Below are 21,526 nucleotides of genomic sequence, written 5' to 3' on the forward strand. Positions count from 1 at the left end.
TAATACGTTAGTTTTTTAGATATAGACAGCTAAACATTATTTTGCAATATTTGAATTAACGAATGAAAAGTAATATTGCAAAATGTAATCATCAAGCACCAATAACTTGATTTATGTCATCCTTCATTCTCAATGCTTCAGCTCTTGAAGCTTCATTAAATTTGTCTTCAGTATATATCCCACTCCAGTGTTCATCCTTATATGCACACATTATGCTCCTTGAAGCATTCACCAGGGCACCTAAACCATCACTGTTAAATGAATGCGCAACATCCCTTGCAGTTCCCCCCTGTGCTCCATAACCTGGAACCAGTATATAAGCGTTTCTTAATATTTTTCTTAATATCTTTGCCTGATTGGGGTATGTAGCCCCTACAACTGCACCAACACTACTGTATCCATATTTACCTATAACATTTGCGCCCCAATCATTTACATATTCAGCTACTTTTTCGTAAATGCTTTTGCCTTCCTGAGTCAGAAGATCCTGAAGTTGCCCGGAAGACTTGTTTGAAGTCTTTACAAGAACGAAAATTCCTTTACCAAAATTGGCACAATCATTTACAAATGGCTTGATTCCATCAACTCCAAGATAAGGATTTACTGTCAGCGCATCTACATCAAACGCAGCCTCCATGCAATTGTCATCAACCTTGGTATTTCCAAGGAAAGCAGAGGAATAAGCCTCTGCAGTCGTTCCAATATCATTTCTCTTACCGTCAGCGATACATATTAATCCTTTTTCCTTTGCATATTTGCACGTTTCGTAGAAAACCCTCACTCCCTCAACACCATACATTTCATAGTATGCAAGTTGCGGTTTGACAGCAGGTACAATATCATATATGGAATCAATCAACATTTTGTTAAACTTAAGTATTGCCTCTGCTACACCTTTTAAATTGGCTCCGTACTTTTGGAACATCTCTTCTTTAATGAAAGACGGAACATAATCAATTTTAGGATCAAGACCTACAACTGTAGGATTATTTTTCTCTTTAATTTTCTCAATCAGTGTATCAATAAACATCTTATACTCTCCTTATTTCATCAATTTATATCAAGAAATTAGCGAAACGCTTGCTTTTATAATAATACTTTCTCTCTAACAATCACATTACCATTTACAATTGTGTAATAAACTGTACCTTGTAATTTAAAACCATTAAACGGTGAATTTTTGCTTTTTGAACTAAACTTCTGTATATCCACTTCAAATTCTTCATTAATATCAAGTATTGTCAAATCTGCACAACTTCCTACTTCTATAGAACCTTTATTTAATCCAAGGATTTTTGAAGGATTTACGCACATTTTTTCAACCAATTGCTCAATGGTTAGATGTCCAGGTTTTACAAGGTAAGTTACGCAAAGTGGCAGAGCAGTCTCAAACCCAACCATCCCGTTTGCAGCAATAGCAAATTCAACATTCTTTTCATCAGCATGGTGCGGAGCATGATCTGTTGCAATTATATCGATTGTTCCATCCTTTAGTCCCTCTATTATTGCTTGAACATCCTTATTTGTTCTGAGCGGAGGATTTACTTTCGCCAAAGTGTTAAAACCCTCACACGCCTCCTCAGTAAGTGTAAAATAATGAGGGCAGGTTTCGCAGGTTACTTTGACTCCACGTTTTTTCGCATGCCTTATAAGATCAACTGAAAGTTCAGTGCTCACGTGAGCAATATGAACAGGAATTTTTGTGTATTCAGCCAATATAAGATCTCTAGAAACCATTATTTCTTCAGCAGCTGAAGGTATACCCTTTAATCCCATGATTGTGGACAGGTAACCCTCATTCATGGTACCTTCGTCTACCAGCTCCAAATCCTCGCAGTGTGATATTACTGTTATATCAAACATTGAAGCATATTGAAGTGCCTTTTTCATTAATGAAGAACTCTTAAGAGGCTTTCCATCATCTGAAATAGCAACTGCACCAGCAAACTTCAACTCTCCTATTTCTGAAAGTTCTTCGCCCTTAAGCCCCTTTGATATGGCTCCTATCGGATAAACGTTTACTACTCCTTCTTGTTTTGCTTTATTTATAATATATTTTACAATAGCCTGATTATCAATTACCGGGTTTGTATTGGGCATACATGCAATAGATGTAAACCCTCCCTTGGCAGCACTTCTTGTGCCTGTCTCTATATCTTCCTTGTATTCAAAACCCGGGTCTCTTAAATGGCAATGAGCATCAACAAGCCCTGGCAAAACATATTTACCCTCTGCATAAATAATATCACCACTTACAAACTCAAGGTTTTTACCGATTTCAACAATCTTGCCATCATCTATTAATATATCTAGACAATCGTCAATTTTCGATTTTGCATCAACAACATGACCGCCTTTAATTAATGTTCTCACTAGAATCCCTCCTTGTCAAAAGATACAACAGTGCCATTCTGACAGCTACTCCATTTTGAACCTGTTCATTTATAAGCGACTTGTCACCGTCTACAACACTAGATGACAATTCCACTCCCCTGTTTACAGGACCAGGATGCATTACAAGCGCATCTTCCTTGGCAAGCTTCAGCCGCTTTTCATCAAGTCCGAAGAATCTTGAATACTCCCTTATACTTGGGAACAGCCCTTTTTTCTGCCTTTCAAGCTGAATTCTAAGTCCCATAACCACGTCAGCATCAATCAATGCCTCCTGAACCGTATTAAACGCTTTAACTCCTGTTTTCTCAATTTCCGGCGGCAGTAAGGTTGATGGACCAGCCACACAAACTTCAGCTCCAAGTTTTGTCATTCCCCATATATTACTTCTGGCAACCCTGCTATGATACACATCTCCAATAATAGCAACTTTTAAACCTTTCAAACTTCCCTTCTTTTCGATTATTGTAAACATATCAAGCAGTGCCTGGGTAGGATGTTCATTCATTCCGTCACCTGCATTAATAACCGAAGCATTGATATTCCTGGCAAGAAGATGCGGTGCTCCGGACATTGGGTGCCTTATGATAACAACATCTGTTCCCATCATATCTATTGTCTTTCCAGTATCAATAAGTGTCTCACCTTTAGATACACTGCTGCTTGAAGCAGACACGTTTGCAGCACTTGCACTCATGTACTTCGACGCGAGTTCAAAAGACAATCTTGTCCTGGTACTGTTTTCATAAAACAAAGTTATTATAGACTTTCCCTGAAGGTGTGGAGTCTTCTTGTTTTTTGATGTAACAATAAGCTTCATAGTCCTTGCCGTGTTTAAAATGTGTTCAATTTCTTCGCTTGTAAGATCCTTAAGTCCTAACAGATCTTTTGACTTTAAAATCATCATAGCACCTCACTCACATAAACTTATATTTAAATGTAAATATAAAAAACTTGATTTAATTGACATTAGTTGCTTTATGCCATCTTTATACACATGTAGATTTTTAAATCCAATGTGAAAAATTGGCACCTGATAAAAAAAATAGTAAGGAAATATATCCTTACCATTTTTGAAAATAAGTATTCTATTAATTGAATCAAAAGTCGTTCCACTAACTATATAAATAAGAAAAGCAGAATACATCTCTATTTTTTGCTTTAATTTAATTATAAAGACGTTCATCAGACTTTTCATCACAAATATCCTTTCACTATAATCATTCTAAAATATCCACAAAACTTCTATATAAACCTAATGACTGATTCCTTTTTCAATATCACTGATCGTAACAATATTCACCTTATCAACATCATATAATTTAACATTTACTACCTCAAACTTAGAAGTTGGAACATTTTTCCCAACATAATCAGCTCGGATAGGAAGTTCTCTATGTCCTCTATCAACCAAAACAGCAAGCTGAATCATTTTCGGTCTGCCAATATCCATAATTGCATCTATTGCAGCCCTAGCTGTTCTACCTGTGTATATTACATCATCAATCAGTATAATCTCCTTACCATTAACAGAGAAATTTATTTCTGTGCCGTTTATTATTGGATGTTCTGCCAACATACTTAAATCATCTCTATAAAGTGTTATGTCCAAAATTCCTACAGGAACCTCTTTACCCTCAACACCCTTTATTTTTTCAGCAATCATTTTTGCAAGAGGCACACCTCTTCGCTGAATACCAATGAGAACAATATTCTCTACACCCTTATTCTTCTCAATAATTTCGTGAGCTATTCTTGTAACAGCTCTAATTATTCCACTTTCATCCATTATTTCAGCTTTATCAACCATATTTTATACACTCCAAAATTATTTAATACATTCAAAATCATAGGAACTGCATTTTAACATTTTGTATGACTAGAAACCTGAAATCTAAAAGTACTGGGCGTCAAAAAAGCTTCCTACCAGATGACGGCAAGAAGCTAAATCACAATGTGTATTTATACAAAATTGTATACTCTCAGCGCCACCTTTCTAGCCTCTCTGGACTCAATTAAAGGTAACTATTTAATTAAATATTATAGTAACACAATTTGTATCTATTGTCTATATATTTTTAATGATTTTTTAATCTTATTTTTGAATTTATATTCCTCATGGATGAAGAAAATATAACTTTTACAGCTATTTCACTTATTCCTTATCTACCCGACCTTAGCTTAGGCTCTCTTCTTAAATTTATTCCCAATATTCCGCCAATTGAACCTGTAAGAACACCGGCAACCAACATTATTATAACATGACTGTTGACCGAAAAATCTCTATATGTCAGACTGCTAACAAGGAACAGGATAGCCATATACAAAAAACCTATAATCCCTCCATTCATCCAACCTCTGCTCTGCACTCTGCAGGTAGAAGACCAGCCAGCTATTATTATGCTGATTAAGGTCGTAATAATCACCGCTGACGGAAGAAACTTTTCCGGGAAATCCATATAGGTTAGAAAGAATGAAAAAACCATGAATAGCGGTATCGTGATTAAGTATGCAATAGCAATGCCTTTAATCATTGATACTATATTGGCATGCTCACTTATAATATTTTTGGCCGTCTGGCTCGTTTTGTTTGTCATAACAACCCCCCAATAGATTAATAGTGTGTTTATACTATTAATCTATTGGAATTTTAAGCTTGTTAGAACAAGAAAATAAATTACTTGTTTTCTTCTTTCAAATCATTTTCGTAAAGCATTTTTAAACATTCATCAAGCTGTTCCTCGGTAAACACGCCATCCCGAACCATTTTTCTATATACCGGTTTATCTCTCATCATACTCAAATAAACTTCAGTCTCATTATTCGCTTTTTTGTCCGCTGTCATTCCAATACCCCCTACTCTTCTGTCATTTCCTTGAGCATACTATAATATTTTTAAAAAAAAGGTAATTTTTTTCAATAGCGAATTAATATTTTTAAATATATTTTAATTTTTGCAGAACTTTTTTTTGAGTCTACCTGTCTAATATGTATAAATTATCAAAATATTAACCAAGGAGTGAAGAAAATATGAAAACAAAAATGGCGCTATTTGTTGCGCTAATCATGATTATTACTGTATCCATACCCGGTTTTGTATTTGCTGCAAGTGATCCTGGGCTTGAAAGTGCAATTAAGTCAGCAAAGCAAATGTTTGATATCCCCGAAGACTATAACAATTTTTCTTATAGTGTCAGAACTGAAGGCGATACAAAGATATGGGATCTTAACTGGAGCTCAAAAAGCGATAACGGTTCAAGCATCCAGATAACAATTGATAACACTGGAGATATATTAAACTATTATAATTACAAGAATACAAACTACGAAAACATTAAAAAGCTCCCGGCAATAAGTAAATCTGCTGCTCAAACTAAAGCTGAAGAAACTGTTAAAAAACTGAATCCTGATATTTTTAGCAGCTTAAAGCCGATGGAAAATAGTCAAAGTATGTCTATTAATGAAAGTTGCTATTCTTTTGGCTATGAAAGAACATACAACGGCATCCCGTTTCCACAAAACGGAATAAGTATATACATAGACAAACAGACTGGTGAAGTTCAGAATTACAACAAAACATGGATAAAAAACATTACCTTTCCTTCAAGCGAAAAAGCCATAAGTCTTAAGGAAGCCCAAGAGGCATATATTAAGAACCTCGGTCTTAGGCTTACATACCAGACCTCTACTGATGAAGGCAGTTTAAAAGTATTCGGAGCATATGTACCTGTATATAATTCAAGCTATTATATTGATGCTTTAACAGGTGAAAGGGTAAATTTAGAGCAATATTATTACGGTGGGAGATACGGAGATGAAAAACTTAAGTACAATGTCGCCTTCAGTACTACTGCAGGAGATATCATACTCACGCCTGAAGAAATAGAGGCGGTAGAAGAAGTCTCAAAACTTATCAGCCAGGAAAATGCAGAAAAGATAGCTAGAGAATTAAAGATTCTCGAACTTGATGAAACCTTCACCCTACAAAGCGCAAGTCTTTTTAAAGGTTGGTCTGGAATAAAAGGCTACCAGTGGGAACTGTATTTTACCAAGTCAAATGATAAAGACTACAGGAATGTAAATGTCGCTATTGATGCTACTACCGGGGAGATAACAAGCTTTTACACAGGTTATCCAAGCAGTGAAGACAGTACTCCCAAATATGACAAGGATGCTGCAAAAAAAGCTGTCGAGGAGTTTTTAAAACAATTTCAAGCAAATAAGTTTAAAGAAACTCAATATGAAGAAATAAATAACTACCCAGGCACTTACCCTGCTGATTATAAGCCTACAAACTTTTGGTTTAAATATGAAAGAACTGTAAACGGTATCCCTGTTCCTGAAAATAATATTTCTGTTGAATTTGATGCTATATCAGGTAAGATTACAAACTACGGTTTAGCATGGTTTGATACAAAATTCCCTTCCCTGGACAATGCTGTTGCCATCGATGACATCTATGAAATTTTCTTTAAGGACATTGGATTGAAACTTCAGTATACAACAGGAAATTCAGATATTATTTACACTAAAGAATCGGGCCAAAATGCAACAGTTCAGAAGGAAGCAAAGTTGGTATACACTGTAAATCCCGACAAACCCTCAAGCCTTGATGCTTTAACTGGGGTGATTTTAGATTCATATGGAAAACCTTACGAAGAGAAAAAGCAATTGGAATACACTGATATTTCGGGACATTATGCTCAAAAAGAAATTGAGCTTCTTGCGCAAGCAGGTATTGGCCTTGAAGGACCAGAACTAAAACCAAATGAACAAATCAAGCAAAAGGACTTCCTGCTATTAATATCACAAGTAATCAGCAACGGATATCGTTTTTATGGAAAAACTACCCTGGCCAATACTGATGAAACAGAGGATCTTTATAAATTACTAATACAAGAAGGTATCATAAAAGAGAATGAAAAAAATCCTGAAGGATCTTTGACAAGAGAGGACAGCGTCAAATTTGTAGTAAGGGCATTAAAGTATGAAAAAGTAGCTGCACTGAGCGACATTTTTAATTGTAAATTTAAAGACAAGAACGAAATAAGCCCTGATCTCATTGGACACGTAGTGATTGCTAAAGGACTTAAGATTATAAACGGCCACGGAGATTACTTCAGACCAAAGGCAAAACTAAAAAAAGCAGACGCACTAATTATAATATACAATTACCTGCAAATTTAACATTTTATTAAATACACGAGGAGGTCCTTGTGCCTCCTCTCCCTCTTTAATTTTCAAATTTTTAAAAGGTCTTTAAGGCCTTTTTTTAATGTGATTTTGACTTTTTTAATTTTTTTAGTATATACAAGCTAAAATGGATTTAATTAATTAAATAAACTTTTTAAAATAGTTAAAACTAAATACGAATAAGAATAACATTTGAAGGAGGGTACAAACATGGGCTTTTTTGATTTTTTCTATAATAATGATGCGTTGAAAAACCTAAATAAATCGAGTGAGAATACACGTGAAAATGCTTCAAGGTTTCAGCCGTTTAATGAAGAGTTCTCAATGGATATGACTACAGAACCCTATGGTACCAATATAAAAGAATTGGACAATTCTTATTCAAGCAGCGGTGTTGAAATTCATGATACCAGAAACACTCTTAGGGTGTTGTACAGCGGTATATTAGCTAAAAATGGCGCTAAAGAGATATATGCAGTTATAGGATATGGTGATAATCTGAACTGGGAAAATGTTCAAGAGTATCCTATGCACAAGCTGTCAAACAAAAAATATGAGTTAATTTTCCCGGTGAACAGGGCAGGAGAAATAAATATGGCCTTCAAAGATTCGGCAAATAACTGGGATAACAATTCAGGAAGAAACTTTACATTTACTAACTATGTTTACGAGGGCAGCCATTAGGCTGCCCCCTTTTTTGAACACTATTGAAACCTCTTTATTGGTATAAAAAAAACGCTTGATCATCAAGCGTTTATTTCTTTTCCGGTGTTGTAATACTATCAATTGCAAACCTTAAAAGCTTTAACTGTGTTTTTGCAACGCCAGTTTCAATTGTAATCTCATCATCTTTAACATTTACTACTTTGCCTATTATTCCACCGATTGTTACTACCTCATCCCCATCTTTGATGGAATCTTGCATATCCTTCCTTGCCTTGTCTTTCTTTTTTTGTGGCATGAATATCATGAAATACATAATTGCAATGAATGCCACTGGCAGCAACAAAGCGCTGATTATTTGCTGAACACCTTGCATAGTAGACCTCCTAGTTTTATATAAATTTATTTATAGCCAAATTTACTAAAAAACTCATTTTTGAAATCTCCAAGTCTATCTTCCATTATAGCCTTTCTAACATTTTCCATCAAGTTAAGCAAGAATCTTAAGTTATGCCATGTAGTAAGTCTTATTCCTAAGACCTCTCCTGTTTTTAACAAGTGCCTGATATAAGCCCTTGAAAAATTCCTGCAGCAATAGCAATCACACTCAGGATCTAGCGTGGAATAATCTCTGGCATAAGCAGCATCTCTGATTATAACTTTTCCTTTGCTTGTAAGAACAGTCCCGTTTCTCCCAATACGGGTTGGAAGAACACAGTCAAACATGTCTATTCCTCTTAGTGCACCTTCTATCAAGTAATCCGGGCTACCAACACCCATAAGATATCTTGGTTTGTCTTGAGGGAGTAGTGGTACTGTACAGTCAAGCATAGCATACATTTCTTCTGCTGGCTCTCCTACACTCAACCCTCCAATTGCATAGCCCGGGAAATCAAGCTCTAAAAGTTCATAAGCACTTTGCTGCCTGAGTTCCTTGTACATTCCCCCCTGTACTATTCCGAAAAGTGCCTGTTTATCAGTATTTTTATGAGTATCTTTGCACCTTTTTGCCCATCTGGTAGTTCTCTCGAGAGAGTTTTTCGCATAGTTGAAATCCGCAGGATAAGGTATACATTCATCAAAAGCCATAATTATATCTGCTCCCAGATCATTCTGTACCTTCGTTGCCATCTCAGGAGTAAAAAAGTGTTTTGATCCGTCAATGTGAGACTTGAAAGTAACACCTTCCTCTTTGATATTTCTCAAATCACTAAGGCTAAATACCTGAAAACCTCCGCTGTCAGTCAAAATTGGTCTATCCCAATTCATAAACCCGTGCAATCCGCCGGCTTCCTTCACAATATCCTGACCAGGTCTCATATAAAGGTGATATGTATTGCTTAATATAATCTGGGCCTCAATAATCTTAAGCTCATCAGGCGACATACCCTTAACCGTTGCCTGAGTTCCCACAGGCATAAATGCAGGTGTATCAAAATACCCATGCGGCGTATGTACCCTTCCCAATCTTGCTCCCGTCTGTTTACATTTTTTAATCAATTCATATCTAATTGCGCTCATATTCACCATATTCCTTAATCTATTTTATAAACATGGCATCTCCAAAACTGAAGAACCTGTATTTTTCATTTACTGCTTCATTATATGCTTTCATAATTGTATCCCTGCCGGCTAATGCACTCACCAGCATCAGCAGTGTTGATTCTGGCAGATGAAAATTTGTTATCAATTTATCTACTACTTTAAAATTGTAGCCAGGATAAATAAAAATATCCGTCCATCCGCTCTGGGGCTTTAAAGCGCCAAATTCATCCCCAATTGTCTCAATAACCCTGCAGCTTGTCGTTCCCACTGCTATAATCTTTCCGCCATTTTTCCTTGTGTTATTGATTTTGTTACAGTCCTCTTCCTTCAAATTATAGTACTCACTATGCATTTTATGCTCAAGTATATTTTCAACTTTCACAGGTCTAAAAGTTCCAAGTCCTACATGCAGAGTAACATAAGCAATTTCTATGCCTTTTTCCTTAATTTTCTCCAAAAGCTCCGTTGTAAAATGCAAGCCGGCAGTTGGAGCCGCTGCAGAACCTTTGTGCTTGGAATATACCGTCTGATATCTCTCCTTGTCTTCAAGCTTTTTTGTTATATATGGCGGCAGAGGCATTATTCCAACTCTATCTAATATCTGTTCGAATACTCCCTCGTACTCAAATCTAACAAGCCTGTTTCCTTCTTCTACTACATCTATAATTTCAGCCTTAAGCTCTCCATTTCCAAACACAAACCTCGAACCTGGCTTAGCCCTTCTTCCGGGCTTCAATATCACTTCCCATATATCCCCGCCGGTATTTTTCAAAAGTACAAATTCAATCTTACCGCCTGTATCTTCCTTCTCCCCAAGAAGTCTGGCAGGGATAACTCTTGTATCGTTTAAAACCAGGCAATCGCCCGTATTCAAATATTCTATTATATCTTTAAATATTCTATGCTCAATCTCACCCGTTTTTCTGTCAACCACCATTAAACGGGATTGTTTCCTATCCTGCAAAGGTTCCTGAGCAATAAGTTCTTCCGGCAGATCATAGAAAAATTCACTAACTCTCATCGTTTACCAAACACCATTTCTTAAAAATTGATTACAACACATGTAGAATAATACATTAAAAAACTATCTATTGCAAGGTATAATAAGAAATTACATATACATATTATTATTGATAATTACATAAAAATTATGATAAAAAGCCTTATGTAATCAATAATTTTATCCCAGTTTCGGTAACAATGAAAAAGGTTATTTTGATTTTAAATGATACTAAGTATTTTCAGCTATTCAACCTTGGTACCTGTAAAGTAATGTGTTAGAATCTCCTTATACGTAAGTCCTGCATTTGCCATACCCTTTGCCCCTTCCTGACTCATCCCAATTCCATGGCCCCAGCCTTTTCCTGTAAAGATGTACGTAGTAGGAACAGCAGGTACTGTCTTTTTTGTATTATTCGAACTTATTATACTAACATTATTTGAGGTACTTATTGTCTTCACGCCTGAGGAAGTCATAACTTTTTTCCCTGAGAGTTGAGTATTTGAAGAGCTGCCATCCTGCTTCAAAACAGCCACGTCAGAATCGGTGGTAATGTCAAACCACTGGCTGTCAAGGCTTAGAAACGATCTGGTATTGCCATTTGTATAAATACGCTGATCATTTGCTCCCTTAACAACAAGTTCGGTTGCCCTTCCTGCTTCCGACCTTTTCGTAATAAATACAGCCTGTATATTTCCAAGTTTATAACCTCTTTTGGTCATTATTTCGCCAATTTTTTGTGCAGTATAAGATACCTGCCAATTGTAATGCCATGACTTACCCGATTCATATGGATCATCTACGCTTACCAGATACGGATAATCCTCACTACCCCATACATTCTTTACATCCTCTGTTTTACCACCACTTGAACTGAAATAAAAAACCGCTGCCGGTTTGCCTTTATATGTAACAATCTCTCCCTTTGTATCATCGATAGCCTTATTTGTTGCCTTATCTTCAACACTATAGCCTTTATAGACCTGAGAATAGGTTGTTGTACAAAGATTAAATTTCAGATGGCTGTATTTTGATAAATTATTAAGTGTATATGTTCTAGCTGCAACAGCTTGTGCCTTCAGTGCTTCAACATGTGAACCTGCACCTATTTCTCCGGGAACAACTCCATAAAGGTATTCTTCAGTAGGTAAAACATTTATAACCGTCATATCACTTCCGGTTTGTCTTAACACCTCAAGCCCTCCACGAAATACCTTTTTATTGTCGCTATTGAGCTTAAATAAAGAAGGTGAACCACCTTCATGCGGATAAACTCTAAAAGCTCCGTTTACGCTATCATACATCAATTTTACCTGGCCATCGGAAGACAGAATAACAATCCTCTTGGATGAAGGAGGAATAACACTATAGTCTGCAATACCTCCTAATGCCACCTGTGCAGCATTTTCATCCAAGTAAAATCCGCTCCATATCTGCCATGTATCTGAAAATACCGGATATGCATCAATCCCATTTTTTTTGTATTCTTCAAGCTGCGCAGTCATTGCGTAGTAACTGTCATAGCTGCCTCCCAGATTGGCATGATAAGCTCCAATTTTCTCACCATCAGGTATTGCTGCTGATTCCGGGCTATATTCGGTAAGAGTACCTTTATTATTTACATAAAAGGCATCCTTTCTTATTATTATAGCATTATTTGTCGTTTCTTCAGTAAGAACTGTAAAACCACTGTCTGAATAACTCCCTATCTGAAGTCCACTTTCACTATCAACGGTAAAGCTTGAGAGCGCTGTATATTGCTTAGTTTTATCATCATTAAAATACAGTCCTATTCTTACCTGCCCTGGCACACCTGAATATGCCCAACACACATTGCACATTAAAAATGAAATTATTAGCGGCAGTAAAATGAAAATTGCATTTTTAAAATGAAATAACCGAGCCTTATGTACACACTCTTCTTGCATAAACTCAATATCCCTATGACAAAATTCGCCCAACATACCCTTTCCCCCAATTTATCCTTTGTAAAATTAACTTTTTAAACCATATATATTCATATATTCGACAAAAGTTTCCACGCCCCTTTATTGTAACATAAATGTAAAACTTAAAATCACCATTTATACGCCTTAAGGGATTTTTATAAAATTGCTAAAGAATAAACTTTTTAGGAATTCTGAAAATATAACTTCAGCTAAGTTCACAAATTTATTGGGGGTGCATATAATATTAATATACAAAACAATAAAAAGGGCACCAAATATGCTTTTCTGTCCTTTTTCTACACTTCAAAAAACAGTTTGACAATCAGTACTCAAGATGTTAGAATAATAAAAAAATAATGTGTGGTAGAGGCGCGGTTTTCAATAGTATGCTTACTGAGAAGTATGGGCTTTGTTGATGTAAGTTGAAAGGGTAAACTGCCGAAGAATGGATTTCCCAAATAGAATTTCGTTCTGGTTATTCGGTTAACAGCCGTATGACTGTCATCAATCGTTTGATGGAGCGCTATCAGTTCATACACTAAAGTTGTACATAGTACTTCTTTTATACAAAACAAATGAACTGCTGGTATCCATACCAGCTTTTTTATTTGGTAAATCTTTGGAGCGGATGTCATAAAATTGAATGGAGTTAATGCTTCCAGAGATGATTATATTTGCATAGGAAAACGTTCTTTCCTAATAATATAAGATGGTACAGCGTTAAACACACATGGTTTTGAAAAATAATAAACACAAAATATTGTGAAAAATTTTAGGAGGCAATTACAATGAAGAAAATTAACTTGGCAGTTGTTGGAGCTACAGGAATGGTTGGTAGAACTTTTATAAAAGTATTGGAAGAAAGAAATTTACCTATTGAAAATATATATTTCTTTTCTTCAAGCCGTTCAGCAGGATCAAAAATTACTTTTAACGGAAAAGAATACACTGTAGAAGAGCTTACAGAAACTTCTTTCGACAGAGGCATTGACATTGCACTTTTCTCAGCTGGTGGAAGCACAAGCGAAAAATTTTCACCTATAGCTGCTTCAAAGGGATGTGTAGTTGTAGATAACAGCAGTCAATGGAGAATGGACCCGGCTGTTCCATTGGTAGTACCTGAAGTTAACCCACAGGACATCGCATGGCATAAAGGTATCATTGCAAATCCAAACTGTTCAACTATACAGGCAGTTGTAGCTTTAAAACCACTGCATGACAAATACAAGATCAAGAGAATAGTTTACTCAACATACCAGGCTGTTTCAGGAGCAGGTATGAAGGGTTATTCTGACCTTGAAAACGGACTTAAAGGTGAAGCTCCTAAGAAGTTCCCTCACCCTATTGCCGGAAACTGTCTGCCTCACATTGACGTATTCCTTCCAAACGGTTATACAAAGGAAGAGGAAAAAATGGTTAACGAGACAAGAAAGATTTTAGGAGACCAAAACTTAAGAGTTACTGCTACAACAGTTAGAGTACCTGTATATAACGGACACAGTGAATCAATTAACGTTGAGTTCGAAAAACAGTTCGATTTGGATGAATTAAAGGAAGCTTTAAAAAATGCTCCAGGCTTAATAGTAGAAGACGATCCACAAAACAATGTATATCCTATGGCTTTAAGTGCATCAGGTAAGGATGAAACTTTCGTAGGTAGAATCCGTCGTGATGAAAGTGTTGAAAGCGGAGTAAATCTATGGGTTGTTGCAGATAATATAAGAAAAGGTGCAGCTACAAATGCTGTTCAGATTGCTCAAGAACTCATTAAAATGTGGAATAAGTAATAAAATATTGGCCCAAGTTATTAGCAATTAAGCAACTCTAGTAGAGTAGATTTGCAGCACATAAAGTTAATGTGTTGCAAACTACCTTAAGAAAGGATGTTAAATATGAGAAATCCAGTATTCACAGGTTCAGGCGTAGCAATTATTACACCATTTACCGACAACGGTATAGACTTCGAAAAGTTGGAAGAACTCATTGAATTTCAGATAAAAGAAGGTACTGATGCACTTATAATATGCGGTTCTACAGGTGAAGCATCTACACTGCCTGATGATGAGCACAAATCAGCAATTAAGTTTGCTGTTGATAAAGTAAACAAGAGGATACCTGTTATTGCCGGAACAGGTAGTAATGATACAAAACACGCAGTACATTTAACGGAATACGCTGAATCTGTTGGTGCTGATGCTATTTTGAGCGTTACTCCTTATTATAATAAAACTACACAAAAAGGGCTTTATGAACATTTTAAGATAATAGCTAATAGTGTAAAGGTACCTGTTATACTTTATAATGTACCTTCAAGAACAAATTTGAATATTGACCCTCAGACTGTTAAAGCTCTATCTGAGATAGAAAATATAACTGCCATAAAGGAATGCAATTTAAATCAGGTTGGCGAAATTATAAACCTTTGCGGAGATAGCTTCTCAGTATATTCAGGAAATGATGATCAAGTACTGCCGCTTCTTGCTCTTGGGGGAAAAGGTGTAATTTCGGTAATGGCAAACATTATACCAAAAGATACCCACGATCTGGTTGCTACTTTTATGTCTGGTGACATTGCTACAAGCAGGAAAATCCAGCTTAGGCTTTTAGACCTTGTTAAAGCACTGTTCGTTGAAGTAAGTCCTATACCGATCAAGGCAGCAATGAACCTTATGGGTATGAATGTTGGAAAATGCCGTCTGCCTTTGGTTGATATGAGTGAAAAGAATTTTAAGTACTTACAGGATACCTTAAAACAATATGGTCTGATTTAATTTTGACTGCGCCGTATTTATACGGCGTTTAAAATTTTTTAAAAAGAGTATACTTAAAGTAAGAAAAGGAAGTGAATGTTCAAATGATAAATATATTGTTAAGCGGCTGCAACGGCAGAATGGGTCAGGTAATTACCAGACTTGCATCACAAAGGGACGACTTAAAAATTGCAGCGGGTTATGACCAAAACACATCCATCCAAAATACATACCCTGTTTTTTCAGACTTGAGCAAATGTGATGTGAACGTAGATGTTATTATTGATTTTTCTCACCCTGCTGCTCTAGACAGTTTGATGAGCTATGCAATTACAAAAAAAGTGCCCGCAGTGGTAGCAACAACAGGACTTTCCAATTTACAGATACAGGTTCTGAAAGATGCCTCCAAAAGAATTCCGGTATTTTTTTCAGCTAATATGTCATTAGGTGTAAATCTTTTGATTGATCTTGTAAAAAAAGCTGCACGTGTTCTTGAGAAAGACTTTGATATTGAAATCGTAGAAAAGCATCATAACCAAAAAATTGACGCTCCAAGCGGTACAGCATTAGCAATTGCTGATGCAATCAACACCTCTTTAGAGCAGCAACAGGAATACATTTATGACAGACACTCTAGAAGGAAGAAAAGAAGCAAGACAGAAATTGGAATACATGCTGTTAGAGGTGGAACTATAGTTGGTGACCATTCCGTTATATTTGCCGGCAATGACGAAATAATTGAAATAAACCATACAGCCATGTCAAAAGAAATATTTGCAGTCGGATCGCTTAATGCTGCAGCATTTCTATACAAGAAAAATCCCGGTATGTATAACATGGATGATCTCATTCAAAGTAAGTAATAAAATGGGGTACTTTCGCCCCCAAGCTGTTTTGAAATAATTGATTCATTATTCTCAAAAAACTTCAGGAGGTGTTTTTGATGTCTCAAAAACCAGTTACAAGTATTGATGTTACATATAATGTTTCACTCATTACACTCGATAACCTTCCTAACGACATCAAGCTTATATCGGAGATATTTACTTCTATAGCTAACGAAGGTATCAGCATCGATATGGTAAGTAAATCTCCCTCAGTGAAAGGTAATACAACAATATCCTTCAGCCTGCTTTACGATGATCTTGTTAAAGCTATGAGCTCCTTAAATAAATTTAATGAGCATGTTCATAATCTTAGCATTGAAATTGATAGTTTTAACACTAAGTTCTGTATATTCGGCAAAAATATGAAGGATATTCCTGGAGTTGCTGCGAGATTATTTACAGTGCTTGCAAGTGAAGGCATTGAGGTTAAGCTTGTTACTACTTCTGAATCGGATATTTCATGCCTGATCGATGAAAAAGATGCCGATAAAGCTTGTGAATCTGTAAAAAAAGAATTTTCCCTAGAAGAATAGCAAATTCTACTTACATAAAATTGCTATTTTAGAAATCACGTAAAGTATTACATAACTTATAAATATATAATAAAATTTTACGTTATTCGAACTTATTAATATAAAAAGAATATTTCAATAAATTTCAGAACAAGAATTATCAACCACTAAATTAGAAGCAGTTTTCCAGTTTAGTGGTTGATATATTTTTGAGCAACATAAACTAATTGCCAAAAATGCAAAGTTCTTAAAACTCTATACCTTCCCTTGCAGGTATACCTTTTTCAAAAGGATGCTTTATGCATGCAATTTGCGAAACATAGTCAGCCACTTCTATTATTTCTGCCGGAACATTTCTTCCTGTAAGAATCAATTCGACCTGCTCAGGTTTGCCCTTAATTACATCCAGTACAAAATCAATATCTATAAGCCCATTTCCAAGCACACCCATAATTTCATCAAGTATCAGCACGTCACATGATTTTTCTTTGAAAGTATTTCTAACAAAATCAAATGCTTTGGCTATTTCACCCTTTAGCTCTTCAATTTCTTCCTTACCCAGATTCCAAACAAAACCTCTTTGTTTTTCGAAGCGGAACACCTTAAACCCGGGCTCAAATTTCTTTAAAGCCATTAGCTCTCCTGTTTCGCTACTCTTAAGGAATTGAAGCATATATACTATTTTACCTCTACCGTAGGCTCTAATCCCCTGTCCAATTGCAGCTGTTGTTTTACCCTTGCCCTCTCCGGTATATACCTGAACCAAGCCCTTATCCATTTTCATCCCATGCCTTAAAGTTATTTGCCAATTATTTTAACAATTTTGCAAAAGTTTTTCAACCTTAATATTTCCAAAAAAAAATATAAAAAAGCTATTGACATAAACAATTTAAGTTAGTATAATCTATTATGCTGATTGAAACATTGCAAGGATTACTTCTTGTAGTTTATATTATCAGTTAATATGCGGTCGTGGCGGAACTGGCAGACGCGTACGTTTGAGGGGCGTATGGGAGACCGTATGGGTTCAAGTCCCATCGTCCGCACCAAAGAAAAACCATCGAGTAATCGATGGTTTTTTGTTTTTCTCTAATATTTTTTCTTTTAATATCTGTCATAGTATATGTTTACTGCTAATCTAAATCTTCCCTCTCGTCTCTGTTTTTCCTCTCCATATCTTCCTTATGAAGCTCTTCGTTTAATTCCTTTGATGCCTCGGTTAATAAACCCGATTGATATCTTTTACTCAGACTTCTATAAATCTCACGTCTTTTTTCTTTAAATGTAAATATCATATAGATGGCCGAATACAGAACCGTCATTATTATACCTGCTATCAGCCCAGATGCCTGTCCCGGAATAAAAGGCATACTTATAATTACAAAAATCAAACTTATTAATACTATCCATGAGGTATATGGGTATCCCGGTAACTGGCATTTTCCATTAGGCGGGCATCCGTTTGCTTTCCTGAATCGAATATGTGTGGCCATAATTACAGCATAGACGAATAATAATGAAAATCCCCCGGAACTTACAAGAAATAAATAAACTTTTGGGAGTAAAAGCCCCATTCCTAATCCTAAAAGCATTGCAAGCCCCGAAAATAATATGCCACGATAAGGTACTCTTTTTTCATCTTTTAGCCATTTAGGAGCAAGTCCTTCATCTGCAAGTGACTTTATCATTCTTCCAAGCCCAAACATAGCTGCCAGCATTGTAGAAAGTATTGCTGTAATAAGTACCAGATTAAGTACCGTACCAGCCCAGCCAATTCCCAATCTACTCAGGGCCGCTACCATTGGACTCACATCTTCACTAAGTTCAGCTGTAGGAATCAGAGGAAGAAGTACTGCTACAGAAATTATATAAAAACAAACTAGGCATATAACTGTATAATTAATTGCTTTTGGAACAACCTTTGCAGGATTATCTGTCTCTGATGAAGCCAAGCCGATTATCTCAAAGCCGGCATAAGCAAACATTACTATAAGCATGCTTCCCGCAATCCCCTTTAAACCTCCTGGCATAAAGTTTTCATTAGCTAATACACCTGTTCCGATTGGTGAAAATCCCGGCATAAATCCCGCAATCAATAGTAACGCTAAAATTATAAAGGATGCTATCGCTAACAACTTCACTGCTGCAAGTCCACTTTCCAGCTTGCTTAGCTTATCGGCTCCCAATAGGTTGAGCAGCGTAATAGCAATTATAATTATACTCCCCAGTAATGGTATTGATATATTAGGAATCCATTTCCTTACGAGAATTGATACAGCAGTAGCTTCACTTGACATAGCCAGAGACATCCCGGTCCAGTACACCCACCCTACAATAAACCCGGCTCCACGTCCAAAGCTTTGAGCTGCGAAAGTTCGAAAAGATACAGCATGAGGGTTTGCTATGGTCATCTCAGATAACGCATAAAGTATAAAATATACTAATACTCCCCCCAATATATATGATATCAATATTGCAGGCCCTGCAGCATGAATAGCTACTGACGAGCCAAGAAAAAAAGAGCCCCCAATTACTGTCCCTAATGCCATCATTGTAAGCTGCCATGCAGACAACCCTTTATGTTCTTTAACCATAATCTTCTTCTCCTTGCCTGGTGCTTTTTCATAAATTGAATTTCTGGACAATTAGTTTCAAAACTATTATCCCTCAAATTGAAAAATACATTCCAGCAAGTAAATAGTAATTATGTTACTCAGTCTGCTGACATTCGCTTTCCGATTTCGGCAACTTCACGGTAAAGGTTGTGCCCTTTTGAGTTTCACTATCTACTACAATTTCTCCTTTGCAAAGTTCAACAATTCGTTTGACAATCGAAAGGCCCAGCCCATTTCCCTGAACTGCATGTGAGTTATCACCTTGATAAAATTTATCAAAAATATGTTTTAGTGTATTTTCATCCATACCATTTCCGTCATCACTTATCTTAAATTGAATACCATTAACTGTTCCATAGCATCTGATTGCCACATGTCCATTGTCGTTCGAGTACTTAATTGCGTTTTCAATAAGATTTATCCAAAGATGTGAAAGCATCTCTTGATTATTGTAAATTTTTAAAGGTTCCAAATCGAGATTGATTTCTATATTTTTCTTACTCCACTGCTTTTCAAAAAGTATGATACAATCCCTGATTTGTTCATCTAATTCGTATTCTGTTTTATTTGTTATAAATTGTTGATTTTCAAATTTGTTAAGAATAAGAACATTTGCAGACATGTTAGCAAGCCTTTCGGATTCACTTATAATAATATCAGTGTATTCTTTTCGCTTTTCAGGTGAAAGATTGTCATTTTGCAGTTGTTTGGCAAATCCCCGGATTGAAACAATAGGTGTCTTGAATTCATGAGAAAAATCATTGATAAAACTATTACGAAACATTTCTATACTGCCAAGCTCTTCTGCCATATGATTAAAATTTCTAATTAAATTAGCCATTTCGGAATGGTCGTTAATTTCTTCAACACGAACACTAAAATCTCCCGTGGCTACTACTTTGATTGCCTTAACGAGCTGATTTAGCGGTTTCAACATTTTTTCACCTGCCATAGCCGAAATGGAGGTTCCAATAATGATGCTGACAAGTAATGCAACTAACGGATATAGAATTGGGGTAAGTTGAGGAATTGGTAAAATACCTGCTGCATATAAAAATAAAAAACATACCCCTGTCAATAATCCTGAAGATATCATAATGTAAAAAACCAGAATTACCATCTGTATATTTAAAGTTCTTCCTCTGTTCATGCTTTTACCACCGCCTTGTATCCAAGTCCCCGAACTGTAATTATTTCGAAATCCGGATTTTCTTTTAACCTATCACGCAAACGATTTATGTGAACATCTACCGTTCGTTCATCAGTATCAGAATTCATCCCCCAAATTTCATCCATCAAACTGCGCCTCGTAAAAATTTTGTTCTGGTAGGACAACAATTTGTATAACAGAGTGAATTCTTTATTCGGTAATTCCTGAACATAACCCATATAAGAAACAGTAAGTTCATCATAATCCAAAACAGTTTCTCCCACTGTAAGCCGATGCTCATTTACAATTTTGGAACGGCGAAGAAGTGCTGCAATTCTCAGAATCATCTCCTCCTCATCAACCGGTTTTACCATATAATCATCCGTTCCTACAAGAAACCCCTTCTTTTTATCGGCAGGTGTTTCTTTTGCCGTTACCATTAATATAGGCAGGTTACAGTTACATTTACGCAAAGTTTCACTTAATTCATAGCCATCCATGCGTGGCATCATAAGATCGAGAACAATCAAATCCACATGATGGTTGTCCATTTTTTCAAGCGCATCGATACCATCCTTGGCAAGGATAACTTCATAACCGTTTTGAATCAATACAGCTTCCATTAATTTTCTTGTATTGTTGTCATCTTCTACCACCATGATGTGAAACATTGAAATGCCTCCCTTTTTCTTTATATATTTACTTTATCATTCTATTTTAAACTGATTTTAAACAAACAAAAACCATTGTAACTTTTGACTTTTACTATTTTTCTTTGAAGTAGTATTTCGCCCGCCTCTTAATATTTTGTTAATATTCAGTCTATATTTACCCTATACAATGAACATTATAATTTAGTAAAATAAGAATC

The 21,526-nt window shown here is 35.9% G+C and carries 20 protein-coding genes, 1 tRNA gene and 1 riboswitch; of the genes, 7 read left to right on the forward strand and 14 right to left on the reverse strand.

The window, feature by feature from the left end; all coding sequences use genetic code 11:
* Positions 1 to 91 precede the first annotated feature (91 nt).
* From pyrF to ACECE_RS31390, 6 genes are all read right to left on the reverse strand, one after another.
* Positions 92 to 1,030, reverse strand: a complete 939-nt coding sequence (gene pyrF, locus ACECE_RS0224135; RefSeq protein ID WP_010252092.1) for an orotidine-5'-phosphate decarboxylase — start codon at positions 1,028 to 1,030, stop codon at positions 92 to 94.
* 56 nt (positions 1,031 to 1,086) lie between these two features.
* Entirely contained in the window at positions 1,087 to 2,373 is a 1,287-nt protein-coding gene (locus ACECE_RS0224140) for a dihydroorotase (RefSeq protein WP_010252096.1), read from the reverse strand.
* Positions 2,357 to 3,295 (reverse strand): aspartate carbamoyltransferase catalytic subunit, encoded by a 939-nt coding sequence (locus tag ACECE_RS0224145; RefSeq protein WP_010252098.1) that lies wholly within the window; start codon positions 3,293 to 3,295, stop codon positions 2,357 to 2,359. The genes ACECE_RS0224140 and ACECE_RS0224145 overlap by 17 nt, the downstream gene beginning before the upstream one ends.
* A 351-nt stretch (positions 3,296 to 3,646) precedes the next feature.
* Positions 3,647 to 4,201, reverse strand: a complete 555-nt coding sequence (pyrR, locus tag ACECE_RS0224155; protein WP_010252103.1) for a bifunctional pyr operon transcriptional regulator/uracil phosphoribosyltransferase PyrR — start codon at positions 4,199 to 4,201, stop codon at positions 3,647 to 3,649.
* Between the two features lie 352 nt (positions 4,202 to 4,553).
* Positions 4,554 to 4,988, reverse strand: coding sequence for a TIGR04086 family membrane protein (locus ACECE_RS0224160; protein WP_010252106.1), 435 nt, complete (start codon positions 4,986 to 4,988; stop codon positions 4,554 to 4,556).
* Between the two features lie 80 nt (positions 4,989 to 5,068).
* Positions 5,069 to 5,236, reverse strand: coding sequence for a hypothetical protein (locus tag ACECE_RS31390; RefSeq protein WP_162862630.1), 168 nt, complete (start codon positions 5,234 to 5,236; stop codon positions 5,069 to 5,071).
* A gap of 185 nt (positions 5,237 to 5,421) precedes the next feature.
* Between ACECE_RS31390 and ACECE_RS0224170 the strand changes: the two genes are divergently transcribed.
* Both ACECE_RS0224170 and ACECE_RS0224175 read left to right on the forward strand, forming a co-directional pair.
* Positions 5,422 to 7,578: a YcdB/YcdC domain-containing protein gene (locus tag ACECE_RS0224170; protein ID WP_010252109.1), complete on the forward strand. Its 2,157-nt coding sequence runs from the start codon at positions 5,422 to 5,424 to the stop codon at positions 7,576 to 7,578.
* 216 nt (positions 7,579 to 7,794) lie between these two features.
* Positions 7,795 to 8,268 (forward strand): carbohydrate-binding protein, encoded by a 474-nt coding sequence (locus tag ACECE_RS0224175; RefSeq protein WP_010252111.1) that lies wholly within the window; start codon positions 7,795 to 7,797, stop codon positions 8,266 to 8,268.
* Positions 8,269 to 8,338: 70 nt separating this feature from the next.
* Here ACECE_RS0224175 and yajC read toward each other — a convergent pair whose 3' ends face one another.
* From yajC to ACECE_RS0224195, 4 genes are all read right to left on the reverse strand, one after another.
* Positions 8,339 to 8,623: a preprotein translocase subunit YajC gene (gene yajC, locus ACECE_RS0224180; RefSeq protein ID WP_010252113.1), complete on the reverse strand. Its 285-nt coding sequence runs from the start codon at positions 8,621 to 8,623 to the stop codon at positions 8,339 to 8,341.
* Between the two features lie 26 nt (positions 8,624 to 8,649).
* Entirely contained in the window at positions 8,650 to 9,768 is a 1,119-nt protein-coding gene (gene tgt / locus ACECE_RS0224185; protein ID WP_010252116.1) for a tRNA guanosine(34) transglycosylase Tgt, read from the reverse strand.
* 19 nt (positions 9,769 to 9,787) lie between these two features.
* A complete protein-coding gene (queA, locus tag ACECE_RS0224190) occupies positions 9,788 to 10,813 on the reverse strand; it encodes a tRNA preQ1(34) S-adenosylmethionine ribosyltransferase-isomerase QueA (protein ID WP_010252118.1) in 1,026 nt (341 codons plus the stop codon).
* Between the two features lie 224 nt (positions 10,814 to 11,037).
* Positions 11,038 to 12,756: a SpoIID/LytB domain-containing protein gene (locus ACECE_RS0224195; protein WP_010252119.1), complete on the reverse strand. Its 1,719-nt coding sequence runs from the start codon at positions 12,754 to 12,756 to the stop codon at positions 11,038 to 11,040.
* 341 nt (positions 12,757 to 13,097) lie between these two features.
* Positions 13,098 to 13,275: riboswitch (Lysine riboswitch) on the forward strand.
* A gap of 254 nt (positions 13,276 to 13,529) precedes the next feature.
* Between ACECE_RS0224195 and ACECE_RS0224200 the strand changes: the two genes are divergently transcribed.
* The 4 genes from ACECE_RS0224200 to ACECE_RS0224215 all read left to right on the forward strand — a co-directional run bounded on the left by ACECE_RS0224200 (position 13,530) and on the right by ACECE_RS0224215 (position 16,911).
* Positions 13,530 to 14,528: an aspartate-semialdehyde dehydrogenase gene (locus tag ACECE_RS0224200; RefSeq protein WP_010252122.1), complete on the forward strand. Its 999-nt coding sequence runs from the start codon at positions 13,530 to 13,532 to the stop codon at positions 14,526 to 14,528.
* A 105-nt stretch (positions 14,529 to 14,633) separates the two neighbouring features.
* Positions 14,634 to 15,512, forward strand: a complete 879-nt coding sequence (gene dapA, locus ACECE_RS0224205; protein WP_010252124.1) for a 4-hydroxy-tetrahydrodipicolinate synthase — start codon at positions 14,634 to 14,636, stop codon at positions 15,510 to 15,512.
* Between the two features lie 83 nt (positions 15,513 to 15,595).
* Positions 15,596 to 16,354 (forward strand): 4-hydroxy-tetrahydrodipicolinate reductase, encoded by a 759-nt coding sequence (gene dapB, locus ACECE_RS0224210; RefSeq protein ID WP_010252126.1) that lies wholly within the window; start codon positions 15,596 to 15,598, stop codon positions 16,352 to 16,354.
* Positions 16,355 to 16,434: 80 nt separating this feature from the next.
* On the forward strand, positions 16,435 to 16,911 hold the full coding sequence (locus tag ACECE_RS0224215) for an ACT domain-containing protein (RefSeq protein WP_010252128.1): 477 nt from the start codon (positions 16,435 to 16,437) through the stop codon (positions 16,909 to 16,911).
* Between the two features lie 226 nt (positions 16,912 to 17,137).
* Here the strand turns inward: ACECE_RS0224215 and ACECE_RS0224220 are convergent, their stop codons facing one another.
* Complete coding sequence (locus tag ACECE_RS0224220; RefSeq protein WP_010252131.1) at positions 17,138 to 17,668, reverse strand: cob(I)yrinic acid a,c-diamide adenosyltransferase; 531 nt, start codon at positions 17,666 to 17,668, stop codon at positions 17,138 to 17,140.
* Positions 17,669 to 17,856: 188 nt separating this feature from the next.
* On the opposite strand from ACECE_RS0224220, the gene ACECE_RS0224225 reads away from it, so the two are divergent.
* A tRNA-Leu gene (locus ACECE_RS0224225) sits at positions 17,857 to 17,939 on the forward strand.
* Positions 17,940 to 18,023: 84 nt separating this feature from the next.
* On the opposite strand, the gene ACECE_RS0224230 is transcribed toward ACECE_RS0224225, so the two are convergent.
* The 3 genes from ACECE_RS0224230 to ACECE_RS0224240 form a co-directional block, all read right to left on the reverse strand.
* Complete coding sequence (locus ACECE_RS0224230) at positions 18,024 to 19,484, reverse strand: amino acid permease (protein ID WP_010252135.1); 1,461 nt, start codon at positions 19,482 to 19,484, stop codon at positions 18,024 to 18,026.
* A gap of 115 nt (positions 19,485 to 19,599) precedes the next feature.
* On the reverse strand, positions 19,600 to 20,655 hold the full coding sequence (locus tag ACECE_RS0224235; RefSeq protein ID WP_010252138.1) for a HAMP domain-containing sensor histidine kinase: 1,056 nt from the start codon (positions 20,653 to 20,655) through the stop codon (positions 19,600 to 19,602).
* Positions 20,652 to 21,326, reverse strand: a complete 675-nt coding sequence (locus ACECE_RS0224240) for a response regulator transcription factor (RefSeq protein WP_010252144.1) — start codon at positions 21,324 to 21,326, stop codon at positions 20,652 to 20,654. The genes ACECE_RS0224235 and ACECE_RS0224240 overlap by 4 nt, the downstream gene beginning before the upstream one ends.
* Between the last annotated feature and the right edge of the window lie 200 nt (positions 21,327 to 21,526).

The organism is Acetivibrio cellulolyticus CD2 (assembly GCF_000179595.2).
GTDB classification, from domain to species: Bacteria; Bacillota; Clostridia; order Acetivibrionales; family Acetivibrionaceae; genus Acetivibrio; species Acetivibrio cellulolyticus.